The 25,524-nt window shown below is 74.4% G+C and carries 7 protein-coding genes; 3 read left to right on the forward strand and 4 right to left on the reverse strand.

Annotation, left to right across the window (positions count from 1 at the left end; genetic code table 11):
- Window positions 1-184 (reverse strand): hypothetical protein (locus ACLQ2N_RS35740; protein WP_425819928.1); only part of this gene is annotated, 184 nt, incomplete at its 3' end.
- Here ACLQ2N_RS35740 and ACLQ2N_RS35745 point away from each other — a divergent pair.
- From ACLQ2N_RS35745 to ACLQ2N_RS35755, 3 genes are read left to right on the forward strand one after another with little or no spacing between them, the layout of a single operon-like run.
- A complete protein-coding gene (locus ACLQ2N_RS35745) occupies window positions 183-11,243 on the forward strand; it encodes a type I polyketide synthase (RefSeq protein ID WP_425819930.1) in 11,061 nt (3,686 codons plus the stop codon). The genes ACLQ2N_RS35740 and ACLQ2N_RS35745 overlap by 2 nt on opposite strands.
- Window positions 11,244-11,276: 33 nt before the next feature.
- Window positions 11,277-19,877 carry a type I polyketide synthase gene (locus tag ACLQ2N_RS35750; RefSeq protein ID WP_425819932.1) on the forward strand — a complete coding sequence of 2,867 codons (8,601 nt, stop codon included), beginning with the start codon at window positions 11,277-11,279 and terminating at the stop codon, window positions 19,875-19,877.
- 49 nt (window positions 19,878-19,926) lie between these two features.
- Window positions 19,927-20,532, forward strand: a complete 606-nt coding sequence (locus ACLQ2N_RS35755; protein ID WP_425819934.1) for a response regulator transcription factor — start codon at window positions 19,927-19,929, stop codon at window positions 20,530-20,532.
- 197 nt (window positions 20,533-20,729) lie between these two features.
- Here ACLQ2N_RS35755 and ACLQ2N_RS35760 read toward each other — a convergent pair whose 3' ends face one another.
- From ACLQ2N_RS35760 to ACLQ2N_RS35770, 3 genes are all read right to left on the reverse strand, one after another.
- Entirely contained in the window at window positions 20,730-23,906 is a 3,177-nt protein-coding gene (locus ACLQ2N_RS35760) for a non-ribosomal peptide synthetase (protein WP_425819936.1), read from the reverse strand.
- A gap of 2 nt (window positions 23,907-23,908) precedes the next feature.
- Entirely contained in the window at window positions 23,909-24,820 is a 912-nt protein-coding gene (locus tag ACLQ2N_RS35765; protein ID WP_425819938.1) for a hypothetical protein, read from the reverse strand.
- Between the two features lie 57 nt (window positions 24,821-24,877).
- On the reverse strand, window positions 24,878-25,524 hold a 647-nt coding region (locus ACLQ2N_RS35770), incomplete at its 5' end, for an acyl carrier protein (RefSeq protein WP_425819940.1).

A 25,524-nucleotide genomic window follows, 5' to 3' on the forward strand; every position in this document is an offset into this window, starting at 1 on the left:
CCAACCAGCTCGACGACGCAACCGACGACGAAATGTTCGCCTTCATCGACAACGCACTCTGAACCGCCCACGCCACACCCTCATGACATCCGCACCACCCCTGTCCTGAACCGGCCTGGTACACCGCCCGGCCACCGTTCCTGCTGAACCAGTGCTCCGGCCCGAGAAGGGTGACGTTTTCCATGTCAAACGAAGAGAAGCTCCGCGGCTATCTGAAGCGGGTCACCGCCGACCTGCACCAGAGCCGGCAGCAGCTGCGCGAGATCGAGGGCAGGGAGCACGAGCCGATCGCGATCGTCGGAATGAGCTGCCGCTACCCCGGCGGCGTCGGCTCGCCGGAGGACCTCTGGCGGCTGGTCGCCGAGGGCGGCGACGGGGTCGCGGAGTTCCCGACCGACCGTGGCTGGGCCGAGGACCTCTACCACCCCGACCCGGACCACCCAGGGACGACCACTGCGCGTGGGGGCGGCTTCCTCTATGACGCGGCCGAGTTCGACGCCGGGTTCTTCTCGATCTCCCCGCGCGAGGCATTCGCCACCGATCCGCAGCAGCGGCTCTTCCTGGAGGCATGCTGGGAGGTGTTCGAGCGGGCCGGCATCGACCCGACGTCCGTGGGCGGCAGCCGGACCGGCGTCTTCACCGGTGTGATGTACCACGACTACTTCCGGGCCGAGGCGCTCGGCAGCGTCACCTCCGGCCGGGTCGCGTACGCGCTCGACCTGAAGGGCCCGGCGGTCTCGATCGACACCGCCTGCTCGTCCTCGCTGGTCGCCCTGCACCTGGCGGTGCACGCGCTGCGGCGTGGCGAGTGCACCATGGCGCTGGCGGGCGGTGCGACCGTGATGGCCACGCCGAACACGCTCGTGGAGTTTTCCAAGCAGCGCGGCCTGTCGGCGGACGGCCGCTGCAAGTCCTTCGCCGCTGCGGCGGACGGCACCGGCTGGGCCGAAGGCGTCGGCGTGCTGCTCGTCGAGCGACTGTCCGACGCCCAGCGCAACGGCCACCACGTGCTGGCGGTGGTGCGCGGTTCGGCGATCAACCAGGACGGCGCGTCCAACGGGCTCTCCGCGCCGAACGGGCCGTCCCAGATCCAGGTGATCCGCCGGGCGCTGGCCGACGCCGGCCTGGCCGCCTCGCAGGTCGACGCGGTGGAGGCCCACGGTACCGGGACGACGCTGGGCGACCCGATCGAGGCGCAGTCCCTGCTCGCCACCTACGGCCAGGACCGGCCCGAGGGCAAGCCGCTCTGGCTCGGCTCGCTGAAGTCCAACATCGGCCACACCCAGGCGGCGGCCGGTGTCGGCGGCGTCATCAAGATGGTGATGGCGATGCACAACGGCGTGCTGCCGAAGACCCTGCATGTGGACGAGCCCTCGCCGCACGTCGACTGGTCGGCGGGCGAGGTGAAGCTACTCACCGACGCCCGGGCGTGGGAGCGGGCGGACGCACCGCGCCGTGCGGCGGTCTCGGCGTTCGGGTTCAGCGGCACCAACGCGCATGTGATCCTGGAGGAGGCGCCGCAGCGGCCGGCGGCCGAGGCGCAGTCGGAGACGCCGGAGCGGCCAGTCTCGTCGAGCCGGCCGCTGACGCCGTGGGTGGTGTCGGCGCGCGACGCGCAGGCGCTGGTCGTGCAGGCAGAGCGGCTGGCCGCGTGGGCCGAGGAGCGGCCGGAACTGCGGGACGACGACGTGGCATGGTCGCTGGCGACCACCCGCGCGGTGCTGGACCAGCGGGCTGTGGTGGTCGGCGCGGACCGGGACGAGCTGCTGGCCGGGCTGCGCGAGCTGGCCGCCGGGGAGCCCGGCGCCGCCGCGGTGACCGGTTCGGGCGCGGGCGGCCGGCTGGGTCTGCTGTTCGCCGGCCAGGGCAGCCAGCGGGTCGGGATGGGCCGTCAGCTGGCCGAGGCATTCCCGGAGTTCGCCGAGGCGCTGCGGAACGTATGCAAGATCCTGGACCCACTGCTGGACCATCCGGTCCGGGACGCGATGTTCACCGGCCCGCAGGAGCTTTTGGCCGAGACAGGGGTGACCCAGCCGGCGCTGTTCGCCCTTGAGGTCGCCCTCTACCGGGTGCTGGAGTCGCTGGGCCTGCGCGCGGACGTGCTGGTCGGTCACTCGGTCGGTGAGATCGCCGCCGCGCACGTCGCCGGGGTCTTCGACCTGCAGGACGCCTGCACCCTGGTCGCTGCCCGGGCCCGGCTGATGCAGACCCTGCCCACCGGCGGGGCGATGCTGGCCGTCGCCGGCTCCGAGGACGAGGTGCTGCCGCTGCTGGCCGGCTTCGAGGCCGAGGCCGGCATCGCCGCCGTCAACGGCCCCGAGGCCCTGGTGGTCTCCGGTACCGAGGCCGCGATCGCCGCGATCGAGGAGCGGACCACCGCGCGCACCCGGCGCCTGCGGGTCTCGCACGCCTTCCACTCGCCGCTGGTCGACCCGATGCTGGCGGACTTCCGTGCGGCGATCAGCGGGATCGCCTTCTCCGAGCCCACCATCCCCATCGTCTCCAACGTCACCGGCCGTCTGGCCGAGCCGGGCCAGCTGACCACCGCCGACTACTGGGTCGAGCATGTCCGCCGCCCCGTGCGCTTCGCCGACGGCGTCGCCGCCGCCCGCGCCGCCGGCGCCACTGTCTTCGTCGAGGTCGGCCCCGACGCCACCCTGACCGGCCTGGCGCTGGAGACCCTCGACGGCGGCGAGACCTTCGTGTCCGTCCTCGGCAAGGCCCGCCCGGAGGAGCGCACCTTCGTCGAGGCGCTGGCCCTCCTGCACACCAAGGGCGTCGCCGTCGACTGGGACGCCTACTTCGCGCCCGCCGACCCGCGCGCCGTCGACCTGCCCACCTACGCCTTCCAGCGGCAGCGCTACTGGTTTATGCCCGACGCGCCCGGTTTCGCGCCGCCCGCCCCGCCCTCCCCGGCCGCCGCGGCCGGGGGTGAGCCGGACGCCGAGTTCTGGGCCGCCGTGGAGCGCGAGGACGCCGCCGGCCTGGCAGACACGCTCGGCATCGCCGACGGTTCCCCGCTCGCCGACCTGCTGCCCAAGCTCGCCTCCTGGCGCCGCCGCCGACAGGACCATGACGTCGTGGACTCCTGGCGCTACCGGATCGCCTGGACGCCGGTCACCCCGGTCGAGAGCGCGCGCGCCGCGCTGACCGGTCCCTGGTGGGTGGCCGTCCCGGCCGCCCGGGCCGGCGACGAGGACGTGGCCGCCCTGGTGGCCGCCCTCGCCCAGCACGGCGCCCGGCCGCGCCTGCTGCCCGTTGACGACGACGCCGACCGGACCGTGCTGGCCGCCGCCCTGAGCTCCGGCGCGTCGGACACCGATGAGGCCCCGGCCGGGCTGCTGGTCTTCGCCCTCGACCTGGCCCCGGCGCTCGCGCTGATCCGGGCCGCCGCCGAGACCGCCCCCAACAGCCCGCTCTGGTTCGCCACCGAGGGCGCCGAGAGCATCGGCCGGATCGACCCCGTACGCAACCCCGGCCAGGGGGCCGTGTGGGGTCTCGGCCGTGTCCTCGGCCTGGAGCACCCCGGCCTCTGGGGCGGCCTGGTCGACCTGCCCGAGCAGCTCGACCAGCGAGCCCTCGGCCGCCTGGCCGCCGTCCTGGCCGGCATCGGCGACGAGGACCAGCTGGCCATCCGCGCGTCCGGCGTCTTCGCCCGCCGCCTGACCCCGGCACCCCGCGGGGCCGCCGCCCCGGCCGGTGACTTCCGCCCGCGCGGCAGCGTGCTGGTGACCGGCGGCACCGGCGGCCTCGGCGCACAGACCGCCCGCAAGCTGGCCCGCGAGGGCACTGGGCACCTGCTGCTCACCAGCCGGCGCGGCGCCGACGCGCCCGGTGCCGCCGAGCTGGTCGCCGAGCTGGAGGAGCTGGGCGCGAGTGTGACCGTCGCGGCCTGCGACGTCGCCGACCGCGAGGCGCTCGCCGCCCTGCTGGCCGCCACCGCGGCCGAGGGCCGCCCCGTCACCGCCGTCTTCCACACCGCCGGCGTCCCGCACCTGCGGCCGCTGCTCGACCTGGACCCGGCAGAGCTCGCCGAGGCCACCCGGGCCAAGATCGTCGGCGCGGCCCACCTGGACGAGCTGCTCACCGAGCCGCTCGACGCCTTCGTACTGTTCTCCTCGGGCGCCGGCGTCTGGGGCGGCAGCCACAACGGCGCCTACGCGGCCGGCAACGCCTACCTGGACGCGCTCGCCGCGTACCGCCGGGGCCGTGGCCTGGCCGGAACTTCGATGGCTTGGGGCTTCTGGTCGGCCGCCGGCGGTGGCATGACCGCGCTGCTCGACGAGGACCACGCGCGCCGCTCCGGCGTCCGGTTCATGGACCCGGACCTGGCCGTCGAGGCTCTCTGGCAGGCCCTCACCGACGACGAGGGCAACCTGGTCGTCGCCGACGTCGACTGGGAGCGGTTCGTCCCGCTGTTCAGCGCCACCCGCCGCCGCCCGCTGCTGGACGGCCTCGCCGAGGCCGGCGCGGCCGGGGCCCCGGCCGCGCCACAGGCCGAGGAGAAGGTCGGCGGGCTGCGCGGGCGGCTGCTCGCGCTCGCCCCCGAGGACCGTCTCGCCCCGGTGGTCGAGCAGGTCCGCGAGCAGGTCGCCCTGGTCCTCGGCTACTCCGGCGGGGCCGCTGTCGACGCCGGGCGCGCCTTCCGCGACCTCGGCTTCGACTCGGTGACCGCCGTCGAGCTGCGCGCCCGGCTGACCGCCGTGTTCGGCCTCTCGCTGCCCGCCACCATCGTCTTCGACTACCCCAATGTCACGGTGCTCGCCGAGCTCCTGCTGAGCAAGATGCTCGGCACCCAGGCCGAGGCCGCGCCGGTGCGGGCGGCGGCCGCGGCCGCGGTCGACGTGGACGACCCGATCGTCATCGTCGGCATGAGCTGTCGCACCCCCGGCGGCATCCGCAACCCCGACGAGCTGTGGCAGCTGGTCGCCGAAGGCCGGGACGCGATCACCCCGATGCCGGACAACCGCGGATGGGACGTCGAGGCGTTCGCCGACCCGGACGCGCCGGTCGCCACCTACGTCACCGAAGGCGGCTTCCTGCACCGGGCAGGCGACTTCGACCCCGAGTTCTTCGGCATCTCGCCGCGCGAGGCGCTGGCCATGGACCCGCAGCAGCGGCTGCTCCTGGAGACTTCCTGGGAGGCGATCGAGCACGGCCGGATCGCCCCCGGCTCGCTGCGCGGCACCCGCACCGGCGTGTTCGTCGGTGCCGCCCACGAGGCCTACGGACGCAACTCCGACCAGCTGCCGGTCGAGTCGATCGGCCACCTGGTCACCGGCACGCTGAGCAGTGTCGTCTCGGGCCGGGTCGCCTACGCCTTCGGCCTGGAGGGCCCGGCGGTCACCATCGACACCGCCTGCTCCTCCTCGCTGGTCGCCCTGCACCTGGCGGCCCAGGCGCTTCGCAATGGGGACTGCGACCTCGCCCTCGTCGGCGGTGTCACCGTGATGTCCAGCCCCGCCGGTTTCATCGGCTTCAGCCTGCAGGGCGCGCTGGCCCGCGACGGCCGCAGCAAGTCCTTCGCGGGCGCGGCGGACGGCTTCGCCCTCGCCGAGGGCGTCGGCATGCTGCTGGTCGAGCGGCTCTCCGACGCCCGCCGCAACAGCCACCAGGTGCTCGCCGTCGTCAAGGGATCGGCGATCAACCAGGACGGCGCCTCCAACGGGCTCTCCGCGCCCAACGGCCCGTCCCAGCAGCGGGTTATCAGCCAGGCGCTGGTCAACGCCGGCCTCACCGCGGCCGACGTCGATGCGGTGGAGGCGCACGGCACCGGCACCGCGCTCGGCGACCCGATCGAGGCGCAGGCGCTGCTTGCCACCTACGGCCAGGACCGGCCCGCGGACCGGCCGCTGTGGCTGGGCTCGGTGAAGTCCAACATCGGCCACACCCAGGCCGCCGCCGGCGTCTCGGGCGTGATCAAGATGGTGCAGGCGCTGCGCCACGGCGTGCTGCCGAAGAGCCTGCACATCGACGAGCCCTCGCCGCACGTGGACTGGTCGGCGGGCAATGTACGCCTGCTCACCGAGGCCGTGCCGTGGGAGCACGACGGCCGCGAACGTCGCGCCGCCATCTCCTCGTTCGGCATCAGCGGCACCAATGCGCATGTGATCCTGGCGGAGGCGCCGGCCGAGAAGGCCGCCGAGCCCGCCGGGCCGGGTGTCGAACTGCCCGTCGTGGCCTGGCCGTTCTCCGCCCGGACCGCCGAGGCGCTGCGCGGCCAGGCCGGCCGGCTCGCCGAGCTGCCGGACGGCGCCGGTACGGCCGCGGACGTCGCGCACTCGCTCGCCGTCTCGCGCACCGCCTTCGAGCACCGGGCCGTCGTGGTCGGCGCCGACGCGGACGAACTGCGCGCCGCCGCCGGGCTGGTGGCCGAGACCGCCGTCGCCGCTGGTCTGGTGACTGGTACCGCGGGTCCGTTGGGGAAGACGGTGTTCGTGTTCCCGGGTCAGGGTTCGCAGTGGGTGGGGATGGGGGTGGAGTTGCTGGAGTCGTCTCAGGTGTTCGCGGAGCGGATGGCGCAGTGCGAGGCGGCTCTGTCTCCGTTCGTGGACTGGTCGCTGACGGGTGTGCTGCGGTCCGAGGCGGGTCAGCCCGGTTTCGACCGGGTGGATGTGGTGCAGCCGGTGCTGTGGGCGGTGATGGTGTCGCTGGCGGCGGTGTGGCGTTCGCTGGGGGTGGTACCGGCAGCTGTGCTGGGTCACTCGCAGGGTGAGATCGCGGCTGCGGTGGTGGCGGGCGGTCTGTCGCTGGAGGACGGCGCCCGGGTGGCGGCGCTGCGGTCGAGGGCCATCGTGGCGTTGGCCGGCCGGGGCGGCATGGTGTCGGTGCCGTTGGCGGCGGGCGAGGTGCGTGAGCGGCTCGGCCGTTGGGACGGCCGGATCTCGGTGGCCGCGGTGAACGGGCCGCAGACGACCGTGGTGTCCGGTGACGTGGACGCGCTGGACGAACTCTTCGCGGTGCTGGAGGCGGAGAACGTACGGGCCCGGCGGATCGAGGTGGACTACGCCTCGCACTCCGCACACGTCGAGGCAATCGAGGCCGAACTCGCCGAACTCCTCTCCCCCATCACCCCGATGACCGGCGAGATCCCCTTCTTCTCCACCGTCGTCACCGACTGGCTGGACACGGCCGGGCTCGACGCCGGATACTGGTACGCCAACCTGCGCACCACGGTGAACCTGGAGCCCGCCGTCCGCGCGCTGCTGGACCAGGGCCACACCACCTTCGTCGAGGCCAGCGCCCACCCGGTGCTCACCTCCGCCGTTCAGGAGACCGCCGAGGACGCCGGCGCCGCCGCCGTCACTGGCGGCACCCTACGCCGCGATGACGGCGGGCTGCGCCGACTGTGGACCAACGCCGCCGAGCTCTGGGTACGGGGTGTCGCAGTGGACTGGCGCCGGGCCTTCGCCCCCGCCGCCCCGCGCACCGTGGCCCTGCCGACCTACGCCTTCCACCACCGGAGCTTCTGGCTGGAGGAGCGCTCCGCGAGCGCCGGCGACGTCGGCGCGGCCGGCCTGGGCGCCGCGGTGCACCCGCTGCTCGGTGCCGTTGTCACCCTTGCCGACACCGACGGCATGCTTCTCACCGGCCGCCTCGCGGTCAAGACCCACCCCTGGCTGGCCGACCACGCCGTCAACGGCAACGTCATCCTGCCCGGCACCGCCTTCGTCGACCTCGCCCTGCGGGCCGGCGACGAGGCCGGCTGCGACCTGGTCGAGGAGCTCACGCTCCAGGCGCCCCTGGTCCTGCCCGAGCGCGGCGGCGTCCAGCTCCAACTCTCCGTCGCCGCCCCCGACCCCGACGGCCGACGCTCCCTTGCCGTCCACTCCCGGCCGGACGGCGCCGGGCCGGACGAGCCGTGGACCGCGCACGCCACCGGCGTGCTCGCCACCGCCGCCGCCCGTGCCGCCACGCCCGAGCGGGGCAGCTGGCCGCCACAGGGCGCCGAGGCGCTCGACCTCGACGGCCTGTACACCTGGCTGGCCGAGGTCGGCCTCGGCTACGGCCCGCTGTTCCAGGGCCTCAAGGCGGTCTGGCGCAAGGACGGCGACCTGTTCGCCGAGGCCGCGCTGCCCGAGGGCACCGACACCGCCGGCTTCGGTCTGCACCCGGCCCTGCTCGACGCGGCCCTGCACGCCGTCGCCCTTGACCCGGCATCCGCAGAGCAGGGGCCGCGGATGCCGTTCTCCTGGACCGGCGTACGGCTGCACGCCAGCGGCGCGAGCGAGCTGCGGGTCCGGCTCACCCCGAAGGACGCCGACCGGCTCGAATTGACCGCCACCGACCCGGCGGGCATCCCGGTGGCCGAGGTGGCCGCCCTGGTCACCCGTCCCGTCCCGACCGGCCCCGGCGCGGCCGCCCGCACCGCCGGGCCGGACCACCTCTTCACCCTCGTCTGGGCGCGGCTGCCCGTCGACGAGGAGCCCGTTGGTGAGCGCTGGGCCGTCCTCGGCGACCTGGCCGCGCCGGCCGGCGCCGGCGTCGAGGCCACCGGCTACGCCGGGCTCGCCGAGCTGCGCGCCTCCGGCGCGGCTCCGGACCGGGTGGTCGCCGTGCTCGCCCCGGCCCCCGCCGGGCAGGATCTGGCGACCGCGGTCGCCGACCGGACGGCCGCCGCCCTTGAGCTGCTCCAGGCCTGGCTCGGCGAGGACGGCCTGCCGTCCGCCCGGTTGGTCCTGGTCACCCGCGGCGCGGTCGCGGCCGCCCGCGGCGAGGAGGTCTCCGACATCGCCAACGCCGCGGTCTGGGGCCTGGCCCGGAGCGCCCAGTCGGAGAACCCCGACCGGCTGGTCCTGGTCGACCTCGACTCCTCGCCCGAGTCGCTGCGGGCGCTGCCCGCCGCACTCGCCACCGGCGAGGGCCAGCTGGCCCTGCGCGACGGTGTCGCCCACACCCCGCGACTGGCCCGACCCGGCATCGAGAGCGGCGGCCCGCTGGTGCCGCCGGCCGGCAACTGGCGCCTGGACGTCACCCGGCGCGGCACCGTCGACAACCTCGCGCTGCTGCCCGAGCCGGATGTGCCGCTGGCGCCCGGCCAGGTCCGGATCGACACCCGGGCGATGGGCCTCAACTTCCGCGACGTGCTGATCGCCCTGGACATGTACCCGGGCCAGGTGCCGATGGGCGGCGAGGCCGCGGGCGTCGTCGTCGAGGTCGCCGAGGACGTCACCGGGTTCGCACCCGGCGACCGGGTGATGGGCGTACTCAACGGCGGCTTCGCCCGCCATGGCGTCACCGACCACCGGCTGCTCGTACCGATCCCCGACGACTGGTCGTTCGGCCAGGCCGCGGCCGTCCCGATCGCCCACATCACCGCCTACCACGCGCTGGTGGATCTGGGCGGCCTCGGCGCCGGCGAGTCCCTACTGGTGCACTCGGCGGCGGGCGGCGTCGGTATGGCCGCCGTGCAGATCGCCCGCCACCTCGGGGCCGAGGTCTGCGCCACCGCCTCCGAGCCCAAGTGGTCGGCCGTGCGTGACCTGGGCGTCCCCGCCGAGCGGATCGCCTCCTCCCGCACGCTGGAGTTCGCCGACACCTTCGCCACCGGCGTCGACGTCGTGCTCAACTCGCTGGCCGGTGAGTTCACCGACGCCTCGCTCGGACTGCTGGGCGAGGGCGGACGCTTCATCGAGATGGGCAAGACCGACGTCCGCGACCCCGCCGTGCTCGCCGGGAGTCACCCGGGCGTCTCCTATGTCAACTTCGACCTGACCGAGCTGGACCCGGAGCGCACCGGCGAGATCCTCGCCGAGATCATGGCGCTGTTCGCCCGGGGAGCGCTCAGCCTGCCGCCGATCCGGGAGTGGGACGTACGGCACGCCGTCGATGCGTTCCGCCACGTCGCCCAGGCCCGGCACACCGGCAAGGTGGTCCTCACCGCCCCGCCCGTCTGCGACCCCGCCGGCACCGCGCTGGTGGTCGGCGGTACCGGCGCCCTCGGCGCGCTGGCCGCCCGGCGTCTGGTCACCGAGCACGGCATCCGCCACCTGCTGCTGACGAGCCGTCAGGGAAGGTCCGCCGCCGGCGCCGCCGAGCTGGTCGCCGCGCTGGAGGAGCTGGGCGCGAGTGTGACCGTCGCGGCCTGCGATGCCGCCGACCGCGAGGCACTGGCCGGCGTCCTGGCCGCCGTCCCCGCCGAGCACCCGCTGACCGCTGTGGTCAGCACCGCCGGTGTCCTGGACGACGGCGTGCTGCCCTCCCTGACGCCCGAGCGGCTCGCCCGGGTGATGCGACCCAAGGTCGACGTCGCCGTACACCTGCACGAGCTGACCGCGGGGGCGGACCTCGCCCACTTCGTCCTCTACTCGGGCGCGGCTGGCGTGTTCGGCAGCCCCGGCCAGGGCAACTACGCCGCGGCCAACGCCTTCCTGGACGCCTTCGCCGCCCACCGCCGGGCCCAGGGCCTGCCCGCCACGGCGCTCGCCTGGGGCCTCTGGTCCCCGGACAGCGGCAGCGGGATGACCGGCCAACTAGACGAGGGCGACCTCGCCCGGCTGCGCCGCACCGGTATGGGTGCGCTGGACCTCGCCCAGGGCATGGAGCTGTTGGACCGAGCCGTCTGCTCCGACGAGCCCGTGCTGGTGCCGATCGCCCTCGACCTGGCCAAGCTGCACGCCGACGCCGCCCAGGGCATGGTGATGCCGCTGTTCCGCGGCCTGGTCCGGACCACCGCCCGCCGGGTGCTGGCCGGCGGGACCGACCAGCAGGCCGCCGAGGGGCTGGCCGAGCAGCTGGCCGCGCTGCCCGGCGACGAGCGGCTACCGCTGCTGCTCGACCTGGTCCGCGGCCACGTCTGCGCGGTGCTCGGCTTCGCCGGCCCGCAGGCCGTGGAGCCGGCCCGGGCGTTCAAGGAGATCGGCTTCGACTCGCTGACCGCCGTCGAGTTCCGCAACCGCCTGATGGCCGTCACCGGCGTCAGGCTGCCCGCCACCCTGGTGTTCGACCACCCGAACCCGGCCGTGCTGGCCGCGTTCCTGCTGGCCGAGATCGCCCCGCCGGAGCACAGCGCGGACCAGCGGATCCTCGCCGAGATCGACCGCATCGAGGCCTCCCTGGCCGGCGTCGCGGCCGAGTGCGAGACCCCCGAGGAGATCACCGCCCGTCTGGAGCGGCTGCTCTCGGCCTGGAAGGAGCGCCGGCCCGAAGCCGGTCCCGCCACCGAGAACATCTCCGGCCGCCTGGAGGACGTCAGCGCCGACGAACTCCTCAACTTCATTGACAACGAGCTCGGACTCTCCTGAGCCGCCCCCGGACACCACAAGAAAGGCAGAGGAATGGCGACCCAAGAGCAGCTCGTTGACTACCTCAAGCGCATGACCGCCGAACTCCACGACAGCCGACAGCAGTTGCAGGCGGCCCAGGAGAAGGACCACGAGCCCATCGCGATCATCGGCATGGGCTGCCGCTACCCCGGCGGCGCCAACACCCCTGACGACCTGTGGAAGATCGTCGAGAGCGGCGGCGACGCGATCTCCGGCTTCCCGGAGGGCCGCGGCTGGGACCTGGAGTCCATCTTCAGCCCGGACCCGGACGCGGTCGGCACCAGCTACGTTCGTGAGGGCGGCTTCGTCGCGGACGCCACCGACTTCGACGCACCGTTCTTCGGCATCTCGCCGCGCGAGGCGGTCGCGATGGACCCGCAGCAGCGCCTGCTGCTGGAAACCTCCTGGGAGGCGATCGAGCGCGCCGGCATCGCCCCCGAGGCTCTGCAAGGCAGCCGCACCGGCGTCTTCGTCGGTGCCAACAGCGGCGAGTTCCTCACCCAGATGCTCCAGGCCCCGCCGGATCTCCAGGGCTACCTGATGACCGGTGTCGCCACCAGCGTCGTCTCCGGCCGCATCTCCTACACCCTGGGCCTGGAGGGCCCGGCGGTCACCATCGACACCGCCTGCTCCTCCTCGCTGGTCGCCCTGCACCTGGCCGTCCGGGCACTACGCAACCGCGACTGCTCGCTCGCCCTGGCCGGCGCCGTCGCCGTGCTCTCCTCCCCCGGCACCTTCATCGGCTTCAGCCGCCAGCGGGCGCTGGCCCGCGACGGCCGCTGCAAGGCGTTCTCCGCCGACGCCGACGGCATGGCGCTCGCCGAGGGTGCCGGCGTGCTGCTGGTCGAGCGGCTCTCCGACGCCCGCCGCAACGGGCACCCCGTACTCGCCGTGATCCGCGGCTCGGCCGTCAACCAGGACGGCGCCTCCAACGGCCTCACCGCGCCCAACGGCCCGTCTCAGCAGCGCGTCATCCGTCAGGCCCTCGCCGACGCCCGGCTCTCCGCCGGGCAGGTCGATGCGGTGGAGGCGCACGGCACCGGCACCGCGCTCGGCGACCCGATCGAGGCGCAGGCGCTGCTTGCCACCTACGGCCAGGACCGGCCCGCGGACCGGCCGCTGTGGCTGGGCTCGGTGAAGTCCAACATCGGCCACACCCAGGCCGCCGCCGGCGCCGCCAGCATGATCAAGATGGTCGAGGCGCTGCGCCACGGCGTACTGCCCCGCACCCTGCACGCCGAGGAGCGTTCCCAGCACATCGACTGGTCGGCCGGCGCAGTGGAGCTCCTCACCGAGGCCCGCCCCTGGCCGGCCGGCGCCGAACCCCGCCGCGTCGGAGTGTCCTCGTTCGGCATGAGCGGCACCAATGCGCACGTGATCCTGGAGGAGGCGCCCGCCGCGGCGCCCGCCGAGCCGGGCGCCGAGCTGCCCGCCGTGCCCTGGGCGCTCTCCGGACGTGGCATCAGCGGCCTGCGCGGTCAGGCCGGCCGGCTCGCCGACTGGGTCGGGGCCCGCCCCGACCAGGCCCCGGCCGACGTCGCGCACTCGCTGCTGACCGGCCGCTCGGTGTTCGAGCACCGGGCCGTCGTGGTCGGCGCCGACCACGAGGAACTGCTGGCCGGTCTGCGCGGCCTCGAAGCCGGCATCGGCGCCGCTGGTCTGGTGACTGGTACCGCGGGTCCGTTGGGGAAGACGGTGTTCGTGTTCCCGGGTCAGGGTTCGCAGTGGGTGGGGATGGGGGTGGAGTTGCTGGAGTCGTCTCAGGTGTTCGCGGAGCGGATGGCGCAGTGCGAGGCGGCTCTGTCTCCGTTCGTGGACTGGTCGCTGACGGGTGTGCTGCGGTCCGAGGCGGGTCAGCCCGGTCTCGACCGGGTGGATGTGGTGCAGCCGGTGCTGTGGGCAGTGATGGTGTCGCTGGCGGCGGTGTGGCGTTCGCTGGGGGTGGTACCGGCAGCTGTGCTGGGTCACTCGCAGGGTGAGATCGCAGCTGCGGTGGTGGCGGGCGGTCTGTCGCTGGAGGACGGCGCCCGGGTGGCGGCGCTGCGGTCGAGGGCCATCGTGGCGTTGGCCGGCCGGGGCGGCATGGTGTCGGTGCCGTTGGCGGCGGGCGAGGTGCGTGAGCGGCTCGGCCGTTGGGACGGCCGGATCTCGGTGGCCGCGGTGAACGGGCCGCAGACGACCGTGGTGTCCGGTGACGTGGACGCGCTGGACGAACTCTTCGCGGTGCTGGAGGCGGAGAACGTACGGGCCCGGCGGATCGAGGTGGACTACGCCTCGCACTCCGCACACGTCGAGGCAATCGAGGCCGAACTCGCCGAACTCCTCTCCCCCATCACTCCCACCGCGTGCAGCATCCCCTGGTACTCCACCGTCCACGGCCGCTGGATCGACGGCCCCGAGGCCGACGGCGCCTACTGGTACACCAACCTGCGCGAGACCGTGGGCTTCGCCCCCGCCGTGGCCGCACTCGCCGAGGCCGGCCACGGCCGCTTCATCGAGGTCAGCGCGCACCCGCTGGTCCAGCACGGTGTCCGAGACACCCTCGCCGACGCCGGCGCCCACGACGCCGCCGTCATCGGCACCCTGCGCCGCGACGACGGCGGCCTCGACCGCCTCCTCGTCTCCGCCGCCCAGTACTGGGTGAGCGGCGGCGACCTCGACTGGCACCCGCTGCTCGCCGCCGCCCGGCCGCGCCGCACGGAACTGCCCACCTACGCCTTCCAGCACGAGAGCTACTGGCCCAAGAGCGTCCGCGTCGACGGCGACCCCGGCCAGCTCGGCGTCGGCGCCGTCGGCCACCCGCTGCTCGGTGCCGCCGTCGCGCTCGCCGACGCCGACGGCGTCCTGCTGACCGGCCGCCTCGCGGTCAAGACCCACCCCTGGCTGGCCGACCACGCCGTCAACGGCAACGTCATCCTGCCCGGCACCGCCTTCGTCGACCTCGCCCTGCGGGCCGGCGACGAGGCCGGCTGCGACCTGGTCGAGGAGCTCACGCTCCAGGCGCCCCTGGTCCTGCCCGAGCGCGGCGGCGTCCAGCTCCAACTCTCCGTCGCCGCCCCCGACCCCGACGGCCGACGCACCCTCACCATCCACTCCCGCGCCGAGGACGCCGGCCCCGACGAGCCGTGGACCCGGCACGCCACCGGTGTGCTCGGCCGTATCGAGGGCCCCGCGGCCTTCGCCGAGTCGAGCTGGCCCCCGGCCGGGGCCGAGGCACTCGCCGCCGAGACCGTCTACGAGCTGATGGACGCCGTCGGCGTCCATTACGGCCCTGCCTTCCGGGGCGTGCGGGCCGTCTGGCGGCGCGACGGCGAACTCTTCGCCGAGGTCGCCCTCCCCGAGGAGGCCGCCGACGGCAGCGACGGCTTCGGCCTGCACCCCGCGCTGCTCGACGCCGCCCTCCAGCCGCTCGCCCTGGGCGGGTTCTTCCCCGCCCAGGACGGCGCCCCCGGCGGCCCGCTGCTGCCCTTCACCTGGACCAACGTGCGGCTGGCCGCCGTCGGCGCCAGCGCCCTGCGCGTCCGGCTAGCCCAGTCCGGCCCCAACGGGGTGCGGATCGAGGTCGCCGACGCCGTCGGCACACCCGTCGCCACCGTCGACACCCTGGTCGTGCGACCGCTCGTCGCCGAGGACCTCGGCGCCGGCGCCGACCCGCTGCGTGACAGCCTCTTCACCCTCGACTGGGTAGCCGCCCCGCAGGCCCCGGCCACCGCCCTCCAGGGCGCGCCCTGCCTGCTGCTCGGCGACGAGGGCGCCACCGCGCTGCGCGCCGCCGTAGAGGCGGCCGGCGCCCGGATCACCCCGGCCGGTCAGCACCGGCCCGCCGACGGCCCCGCGCCGCAGCTGGCCTTCCTCGCACCGATCGGCGCCGACCCCGCCCTCGACGAGCCCGCCGCGATCCGCGCCGTCACCGCCGAGACCCTCGCCGCCGCCCAGGACTGGCTGGCCGACGAGCGCAACGGCGAGGCACCGCTGGTCGTCCTCACCCACGGGGCCGTGGCAGTCGGCCCGGAGACCGGCGACGACCTGCCCGCCGCCGCCGTCTGGGGCCTGATTCGCTCCGCCCAGTCGGAGAACCCCGGCCGCTTCGTCCTGGTCGACCTCGACGACACCGATGCCTCGTGGCAGGCCCTGCCCGCCGCCGTCGCCATCGGCGAGCCCCAGCTCGCGCTGCGCGAGGGCGCCATCCTCGCCCCGCGCCTGGCCCGGCCCGCCCCGCCCGCAGAGGGCGCCGAACCCGGCACCCGCTGGAGCCCCGACGGCACCGTCCTGGTAGCCGGCGGCACCGGCACCCTCGGCCGGATCGTCGCCCGCCACTTGGTCACCGAACACGGCGTCCGCCACCTGCTCCTGACCAGCCGCCAGGGCGAGGCCGCCGCCGGTGCCGCCGGACTCGCCGCCGAACTGCGCGAGCTGGGCGCGGACGTCACCGTCACCGCCTGTGACGCCGCCGACCGCGAGGCGCTCGCCGCCGTCCTGGCCGCCGTCCCCGCCGAGCACCCGCTCACTGGTGTCGTGCACGCCGCCGGCGCACTCGACGACGGAACCCTCGGCGCGCTCACCCCCGAGCGCCTCGACGCCGTGCTGCGGCCCAAGGCCGACGCCGTACTCAACCTGGACGAGCTCACGCGGGGGCTGCCGCTGACCGCGTTCGTCCTGTTCTCCTCCGCCGCCGGCGTGCTCGGCGGCCCCGGCCAGGCCAACTACGCCGCGGCCAACGCCGTCGTCGACGCCCTCGCCCGGCGCCGGCACGCCCTCGGCCTGCCCGCGCTCTCCCTCGCCTGGGGCCTGTGGGAGCAGGACAGCGGCCTGACCGGCAGCCTGACCGAGGCCGACCGGGCCCGCCTGGCCCGCACCGGCATCACCCCGATCACCACCGCCGCCGGCCTCGCCCTGCTGGACGCCGCCGGCGCCCGCGCAGACGCCGGCCTGGTGCCGGTCGGCCTCGACCTCGCCCCACTGCGGGCCGCCGCCCGGTTCGGCGCGCTGCCCGCCATGATGCACGGGCTGGTTCCGCCCGGCCGCCGCCGTGCCACCGGCGTCGACCCTGCCGTCGCCGCCGAGCTGCGCGAACGCCTCGCCCGGATGCCCGAGGCCGAGCACGCCCGGGTGCTGCTCGACCTGGTACTCACCCAGGTGGCGCTGGTCCTCGGCCACCGCGACCAGAGCACCGTCGAGGCCGACCGCCCGTTCAAGGAGACCGGCTTCGACTCGCTGACCGCCGTCGAGTTCCGCAACCGGATGAACGCCGCCACCGGCCTGCGGCTGCCGGCAACGCTGATCTTCGACCACCCGACCCCGCTGGTCCTGGCCGGCTTCCTGCGCGGCCAGCTGCTCGACGGCCCGGCCGGTGCCGCCACGATCCGCTCCGCGGCCGGCACCGAGGAGGACCCGATCGTCATCGTCGGCATGAGCTGTCGCCTTCCCGGCGGCGTCACCGACGCCGACCAGCTCTGGCAGCTCGTCGCCGAGAGCCGCGACGCGATGGGCGACTTCCCGACCGACCGCAACTGGAACCTCGCCGAGCTCTACCACCCCGACCCCGATCACCCCGGCACCACGTACACCAAGGAAGGCGGCTTCATCGACCAGGCGACCGGCTTCGACCCGTCCTTCTTCGGCATATCGCCCCGCGAGGCCGTCACCATGGACCCCCAGCAGCGCCTGCTGCTGGAGAGCACCTGGGAGGTGCTGGAGCACGCCGGGATCGACCCCGTCGCCGTCCGCGGCAGCCAGACCGGCGTCTTCGTCGGCCTGATGTACCACGACTACGGCATGCACCTGCAGCACCTCGACGACGACCTCGACGGCTTCGTCGGCACCGGGGTCTCCGCGGGCGTCGCCTCCGGCCGGGTCTCCTACACCTTCGGTTTCGAAGGCCCCTCAGTCACTGTCGACACCGCCTGCTCGTCCTCGCTGGTCGCCCTGCACTGGGCCATACAGGCGCTGCGCTCCGGCGAGTGCGACCTCGCCGTCGCCGGCGGCGTCACCGTGCTCTCCACCCCATCCGTCTTCGTCGACTTCAGCCGGCAGCGCGGCCTCGCCGCCGACGGCCGGTGCAAGTCCTTCGCCTCCGGCGCCGACGGCACCGGCTGGGCCGAGGGCGTCGGCATGCTGCTCGTCGAGCGGCTCTCCGACGCCCGCCGCAACGGCCACCAGGTGCTCGCCGTCGTCAAGGGATCGGCGATCAACCAGGACGGCGCCAGTTACGGCCTCACCGCCCCCAACGGGCCCGCCCAGCAGCGCGTCATCCGCCAGGCCCTGGCCTCCGCCCGACTCGGCGCCGCCGACGTCGACGCGGTCGAGGGTCACGGCACCGGCACCACCCTCGGCGACCCGATCGAGGCCCAGGCCATCCTCGCTACCTACGGCCAGGACCGCCCCGAGGATCAGCCGCTCTGGCTGGGCTCCATCAAGTCCAACATCGGCCACACCCAGGCCGCCGCCGGCGTCGCCGGCGTGATCAAGATGGTGCAGGCCATCCGGCACGGCGAACTGCCGCAGACCCTGCACGTCGACGAGCCCACCCAGCACGTCGACTGGACTGAGGGCGCCACCCGGCTGCTCACCGAGGCCCGCCCCTGGCCCGAGACCGGACGCCCCCGCCGGGCCGGTGTCTCTTCCTTCGGCATCAGCGGCACCAACGCCCACGTCATCCTGGAGCAGGCGCCCGCCGAGGACCGGCAGGCCGCGATCGCCCCGGGCGCCGCGGACACCCCGGAGACCGACGAGGCGGGCCCCGCCGTCCTGCCGTGGCTGCTCTCCGCCAAGACCGCCGACGCGCTCCAGGACCAGGCCCGCAACCTGCGTGCCCACCTGGACGCCCGGCCCGAGCAGGGCGCCGCCGACCTGGCCCGCTCGCTCGCCACCACCCGCACCGCGCACAAGCACCGGCTGGCCGTCCTCGGCACCACCCGAGACGACCTCGCCGCCGGCCTCGACGCGCTGCTCGCCCGCACCCCGGCCGAGCACGTCCTCACCGGCACCGCCCGCCGCGCCCGCACCGGGTTCCTCTTCACCGGCCAGGGCAGCCAGCGGATCGCCATGGGCCGCGGGCTGTACGTCGCCCACCCGGTTTACGCCGCCGCCTTCGACGCCGTCTGCGACGCCTTCGACCAGCACCTCGAGCTGCCGCTGCGTCAGGTCGTCGACGGCACCGTCCCCGGTGCGGAGGACCCGGAGGCCGCCGCCGCGCTGCTCGGGCAGACCCAGTACACCCAGGCCGCACTGTTCGCGGTCGAGACCGCTCTCCACCGCACCCTGGATGCCTGGGGCGTCCGCCCGGACATCCTGGCCGGCCACTCCATCGGCGAACTCGTCGCCGCCCACGTCGCCGGCGTCTTCTCGTTGCCCGACGCGGTCAAGCTGGTCGCCGCCCGCGGCCGGCTGATGCAAGCCCTCCCGGCCGGCGGCGCCATGGTCGCCGTCCGGGCCACCGAGGCCGAGGTGCTGCCACTGCTCGACGGCCTCGCCGACACCGTCGCGGTCGCCGCCGTCAACGGGCCCGCCGCGGTGGTGCTCTCCGGTGTCGAGGAAGACGTCATACGGGTGGCCGCCGAACTGGCCGAACGCGGGCACAAGACACGGCGGCTGACGGTCAGTCACGCGTTTCACTCGCCGCTGATGGACCCGGCGGTCGAGGAGTTCCGGGCCGTCGCCAAGGAGATCGTCTACCAGGCGCCGCGGCTCCCCGTCGTCTCCAACGTCACCGGCCGCCCGGCCACCACCGCCGAGCTCACCTCGCCCGACTACTGGGCCGAGCAGCTGCGAGAACCAGTCCGCTTCCACGACGGCCTGCGCACCCTCCAGGAGAGGGGCGTCACCCTGCTGCTCGAACTCGGCCCCGACGCCGTGCTCGCCGCGACGGCCCAGGAGGGTCTGGCCGACTGGAATGGTGCCGCCGTCCCGCTGCTGCGCCGCGACCGGGGCGAGGCCGCCGGCCTGATCGAGGCCTTGGCCCGGGCCCACGTCCGCGGCCTGGCCGTGGACTGGGGCACCGTGATCGGCGCCGGACCGACCGTCCCGCTGCCCACCTACCCCTTCCAGCGCCGCCGCTACTGGCCGCCGGCCCCCAAGCCCGCCGCGGCTGCCCTGCCAGGCGCCGACCTCTGGGACGCCGTCGCCCGCGAGGACCTGGACGGCCTGCTCGCCGTCCTCGGCCTCAGCACCGGTGCCCCGCTCGGCGAACTGCTGCCCGCCCTGGCCCGGCTGCGGGAGCAGGACGCCCCGGCCGCCGTCCGCGCGCCCGCGCTGCTCGCCGCCGGACCGGCCGCCGAGGCCGCGCCTGCCCGCGAAGAGCAGGTGGCCGCCGACCCGCTGGACGACCCCGAGGCGTTCCGCCGGCTGCTCGCCGACGGCCCTGCCGAGGAGCGCAGCGATCTGCTGGTCGCGCTGGTCCGTCGGCACGCCGCCGCCGTGCTGCAGTTCCCCGATGCCGAGTCGATCGAGAGGGACGCCGAGTTCTTCGACCTCGGCCTCTCCTCAATGGCCGCCGTCGAGCTCCGCAACCGCCTCGTCGGCATCACCGGCATCGCGCTGGAGGCCGACGCCGTCTACGACTACCCGACGGCCGACGAACTCGCCGGGCACCTACGGACGGAGGGGGTACGCTGACGGGCGTACTGGCCGGCGGACGGCCGACAGGCGGGGGTGCGAAGCAGGCATGATCAGGGTCCTACTGGCTGACGACCAGGCACTGATCCGCGGCGCACTGGCCTCGATGCTCAAGCTGGAGCCCGACCTGGAGGTCGTCGGCGAGGTCGGCTCCGGATCCGAAGTCGAGGCGGCGGCCCTGCGCACCCGGCCCGACGTCGTCCTGATGGACGTCCAGATGCCTGGCAAGGACGGCCTCGCCGTCACCGCCGACCTGGCCCGCTCACTGCCGTCCTGCAAGATCGTCATCTGCACCACCTTCGGCCGCCCGGGGTACCTCACCCGGGCGGTCGCGGCCGGTGCGGTGGGCTTCTTGGTCAAGGACGCCCCGCCGGAGCAGCTGGTGGAGGCCGTCCGGCGGGCCGCGGCCGGGCTGCGGGTGCTCGACTACGCGCTGGCCTCCGAGGCGATGCTCTCGGGGACCAGCCCGCTCACCGCTCGCGAGCGGGAGGTGCTGGCTGAGGCGCTGGGCGGCGGCACGGTCACCGACATCGCCCGCACGCTCGGCCTCTCCGACGGCACCGTGCGCAACCATGTCTCCTCCGCCATGGCGAAGACCTCCGCCCGTACCCGGGCCGAGGCGGCTCGCATCGCGGAGAGCAACGGCTGGCTGTAGCCGGCGCCCCCAGCGGCACGCACCGACGACCCCGGCCCAGGAACGGGCCGGGGTCGTCGGCGTTTTCACGGACGTCCGTGATCCGTACAGCTGTCCAAGTCCGCAGGAGCCCGGTGCGAGCGTGCCCCGCGCAGGACGGAACGTCGAAGCGGCCCGCACCAGTGGGTGCGAGCCGCTTTCGCGTGGGCCGGTGTCCGCTACGGAGCGTCGGCCGCGCCGACTGCCCGCATGGCGCGGACCAAGGCCGGCGGGGTCGGGCCGTCGAAGAGGTCCTGGAGCTTCATCCGGACGCCCGTCGCCTTGTGGATCTTCTGAAGCAGCACCACCCCCAGCAGTGAGTGCCCGCCGTCGGCGAAGAAGTGGCTGTCGGCGCCCAGGCCGGAGCGCTCCAGCACCGCGTTCCAGATCGGCAGCACCGCGTCCAGCAACTCGTCGCCGCTGCCCGCCGTGCCGCCGTCGGCCGCTCCGGCGGAACCGGCGTCGCCCGCGCCGCTCTCCCGGGCCTCCGCGGACCGGGCGGCCAGCAGCTCCTCGGCCCGTCGGCGCAGCGCGGGGTAGTCGACCTTGTCGTTGCCGGTCGTCGGGAAGGCGTCCACGGCCACATACTCCTGGGGTGTCGCGGCGTAAGGGAGCGAGGCGTGCGCGTGCTCCCACAGTTCGCCCACGGCGTCGGCGCGGTCCGGGACGACCACGAAGGCCCAGAGGGCGGCGTCGCCCTCCGTATCCTCGGCCACCACGACCGCGGCGGCGCGGACGTCGGGGTGGGCCAGCAGCACGCCTTCCACCTCGCCCAGCTCGATCCGGTTGCCGCGCAGCTTGATCTGACGGTCCAGCCGGCCGAGGATCTCCAGCCGGCCGTCGTGGGTCCAGGCCGCGGCGTCGCCCGTCCGGTAGAACCGGCCGAACTCCGGGTGCTCGCCGAACCGCTGGTCGGTCAGCTCGGGCCGCTGGTGGTAGCCGACCGCCACGCCCTCGCCGGCGATGCACAGCTCGCCGCGGGTGCCCAGCGGCAGCGCCCGGCCGTCCGGCGCGGCCACGAACACCTGGGTGTTGGCGATCGGCGCACCGACGTCCACCCGGGCCGCGCCCGCCTCAATCCGCCCGGCGGTCGACCAGATGGTCGTCTCGGTCGGCCCGTACACGTTGATCAACTCGCAGCCGGTGGCGGCCAGCTTGCCGGCCAGCACGGCCGGCAGCGGCTCGCCGCCGCACAGCACCCGGCGGCCGGCCAGCCCGTCGGCGACCTGGTCGATGACCAGCCGCCAGGTGGTCGGCGTGGCCTGGACGACGGTGGCGTCGTAGCGGCGCAGCGCAGCGGCCAGCTCGGCGCCGTCGGTGCGGGCCTCGGCGGGTGCGACGGCCAGCCGGGCGCCGGTGACCAGCGGCAGGAACAGCTCCAGGGCGGAGATGTCGAAGCTGAACGTGGTCAGCCAGAGCACTGTGTCGGCCGGTCCGACCCGCAGGTCATCGGCGAAGTGCGTGATCAGGTTGGCCAGGTTGCGGTGGTCCAGCAGGGTGCCCTTGGGCAGCCCGGTGGAGCCGCTGGTGTAGATGAGGTAGGCGAGGTCGGCCCCGGTCGCGCCGCCGGTCGGCTCGACCGGGCCGACCACCGGCTCCACCGAGCCCACGTCGACCAGCGACAGCGTGGTCCGCTCGCCGGGGGTGGTCACGCCCTCGCCGAGCAGGACGGCCGCCGCGCCCGAGTCGTCGAGCTGGTGGCGCAGCCGCTGCTCGGGGTGGTCGGGGTCCAGCGGCAGGTAGGCGGCGCCGGCGAGCCAGACCCCGAGCGCGGCCGCGGCCAGCTCTGCCGAGCGCGGCGCGAGCAGCGCGACGATGTCGCCGCTGCCGACACCGGCGGCCAGCAACCGGTCCCGGGTGGCCTCGGCAGCTGCCCAGAGTCGGCGCGGCCCGAAGGCGTGGCCCCGGTCGAGAACGGCAGCGTTCTGTGCGCTGCCGTCCTGAGCGGTGGCGTCCTCGGCCGGTGCGGCCGAGACGCGCTCGGCGATCAGTTCCAGCACCGTCGGCCGGGGTAGCTCCCGGTCGGTGGCGTTGGCCACGCCGATCACCGCCCGGTCCCGTTCGGACCAGACCGGCACCTCGGCCAGCGGCCGGTCCGGCGCCCCGGCGAGCGCGACCAGCAGTTCCTCGTACCGGGCGAGCAGCAGCCGTACGTCGGCCGGGTCGAGCACGTCCACGCAGTACGCGGCCCGGATCCGCAGCGACTCCGCCGCCGAGGTAACGAAGAACTCCAGGTCGAACTTGCTGAAACCGTTCTCGATCAGCTCGGGCGCCGCCGGCAGCCCGTCCAGCTCGAAGCCGGCGTTCATGTCGGGTACGTAGTTGAAGGCGTGCCGGAACAGGTTGTTGCGCCAGCCTTCGCGCTCGACCAGCCCGAGCAGCTCGTCCACCGGGTAGTCGGCGTACGAGGCCGACTCCATGAAGGCGCGCCGGGCCAGCTTCACGTACGACCGGAAGCCCGCCGCCGGGTCGATCGGCATCCGCAGTGTGAGGACGTTGATGTGGTAGCCGATCGCAGCCGCAGCCTCCGGCGACCGCACGTTCACCGGCGAGCCGATGGTGAGGTCTGGCCCGGCGCCGTGCGCGGCCAGCAGCACTCCGTACGCGGCCAGCAGGACGACCGACTCGGGCGCCCGCAGCTCCTTCTGCATCCGCCGCACCGCGTCGCGCGCGGCACGGGAGATCTCCTGGTTGACTACCTGTCCGGTCAGGGTGGCCCCAGCCGCCTCCGGCCGCTCGCACCACAGATCGAGGTCGGCCGCCCGGAACCCGGCCAGCTTCTCGCGCCAGAAGGCTGCGCTCGCCTCGCTCGGCGCCGGCTCCTGCCAGGCGGGCACGGCCTCGGGTTCGGCCGGATCGCCGCCGGCCGCCAGGGTGTTGTAGGAGGCGACGAGCTCACCGAGCAGCAGAGCGGAGGAAAGTCCGTCGAACACCGCGTGGTGGATGGCGACGCAGTACACCTCCCGGCTGTTCCCGGAGGCGTCGTGCCCGGTTTGCACGGCCACCCGCACCAGCAGGCCGCCGTCGGTCGCGAACGGCCGCCCCAGAAACCTGGTCAGCTCGGCGCGGTCCTCGCCGGGTGCGGCGTCCGGCAGCTCCTCCAGGCTGAGCTCGACCCGGTCGGCCGGGAGGATCTCCTTGACCATCCCCTCCGGCTCGATCCTGAACACAGTCCGCAGCACCTGGTGGCGCCGCACCGCGCGGGTGACGGCCGCGACCAGCAGCGGCCGCCGCAGCCTCCCCTCCACGCTGAACGCCACGCACAGGTTGTTCACCCCGGTGCCGGGGGCGAACTCCTCCAGCAGCCACAGGGCCTGCTCTTTGTCGGTGGCCCGCTGCCCCGTCATCCGGACCATGATCACTTCCTCAGCAGCTCGGCGACGGTGTGGATGACCTCGTCCGACCGGAGCAGCTCGTCGTGGCCCTCGGTGAACGCGAACTCGCTGGCGACCACGCCGTCGGCGGCGTGCTCACCGGCCGTGCCGCGCAGGCGGTTCAGGCCGTTGAGCGGGCTGGACGAGCTGAGGGCGGTGGCGCGCTGCCAGCCCGGCGCCGGGTCCAGCTGGTCGGCGAAGCTCAGGTAGGAGAGGAAGGAGCTGAACGCGCCCCACATCTCCTCGCCGTACTCGGGGTCCAGGCCGGCCCGCAGGAAGGCGCGCCGGCCGATGCCGCGGAAGGTCTCGTAGAGCTCGGAGGCGTAGCGGCCGACCGTCATGCCCTCGGTCTCGTAGAAGCGGTCCACGGCCTCCTTGGTCTCGGCGATGTCCTCGTCGTTCAGGATCGAGGAGAGGATTCCGAGGACGTTGCCGAACTGGTAGCGGATGGTGTCCAGGCTGGTCTGCTCGGGGTCGAACACGATCAGCTGGGGCTTGTCGCCCTGGAGCTCGGCGACCGCTTCGGCCAGCTCGGCCGCGTAGACGGCACCCACGCAGTAGCCCATCACGGCCTTCACCCGCAGCCCGCTCTCCCGGACCGGGGCGAGCCAGGAGCGAACGTACTCGGCACCGTTGATGTCGGTGCCGGGTTCTATGCTCGGCGGGATGATGTGCCAGAAGTCGGGGTCGAGGTCGAGCCGGGCCACCAGGTCGGGGAAGCTGGCCTCAGGTCGGCCGGTGACGGTGAAGTCGGCGCAGAGGACGACCTCCTTGGCGACCAGACCGGCCGCCTCGCCGGTGCCGTACACCGTGCGGCCGGCCGGGCCGCCGACGGTGGTCGTACCGGTCTTCGCATCAATCTTCGGCAGTGTCTGCCAGGTCGCAGCGAGATTCATGATTGCTTTCCTTGGGTTGGTCGGGGCAGGCGGTGACTGCGTGGGGGCTGAGGAGGGTCAGGAGTCTCCGCCCTCCATAGCCAGCTGGATCAGGTCGTCGAAGTCCATGGCGTCGATGGCCTCGGCCTTCTCCTTGGCCTCCGCCGCCGGCTCGCCGTTCGGATCGGACGCCAGCTTGAACAGCGCTTCGACCAGGCCCGCATCGCGGAGACGGGCGATCGGCAGGGAGGTGAGGAGCGCCCGCACCTCGGCGTCGCTCTGCGCCGGAGCACCGTGGGCACCCGCCGGGGAACCGGCGGCGGCCTCCGGGAAGAGCCGCTCCATGAGGTGGTCGGTCAGGGCGTCGGGCGTCGGGTAGTCGAAGATCAGCGTGACGGGCAGGCGCATGTCGGCGGCCCCGTTCAGCCGGTTGCGGAACTCGACCGCGGTGAGCGAGTCGAACCCGAGGTCCTGGAGCTGGCGGCTCGGGTCGATCGCGCTGGCGTCGGCGAAGCCGAGCACGGCCGCGACCTGCTCCCGGACGAAGTCCGCCAGCGCCGGCCGCCGCCGGGCCGGGCCCAGTGCACCGAGCCGCTCCGCCAGCCTGGCCGGCGACGCCGGCGCCACGGCAGTGCGTCCGGTCCGCTGGGTGCGGGTTTTGGCGAACTTGGCTGTGACGAGGGTTGGTTCGGTGGTCGTCAGTGCTGCGTCGAGGAGGGCGAGGC

Origin of the sequence: Streptomyces sp. DT224, from assembly GCF_049844595.1 — a bacterium.
GTDB lineage: Bacteria > Actinomycetota > Actinomycetes > Streptomycetales > Streptomycetaceae > Streptomyces.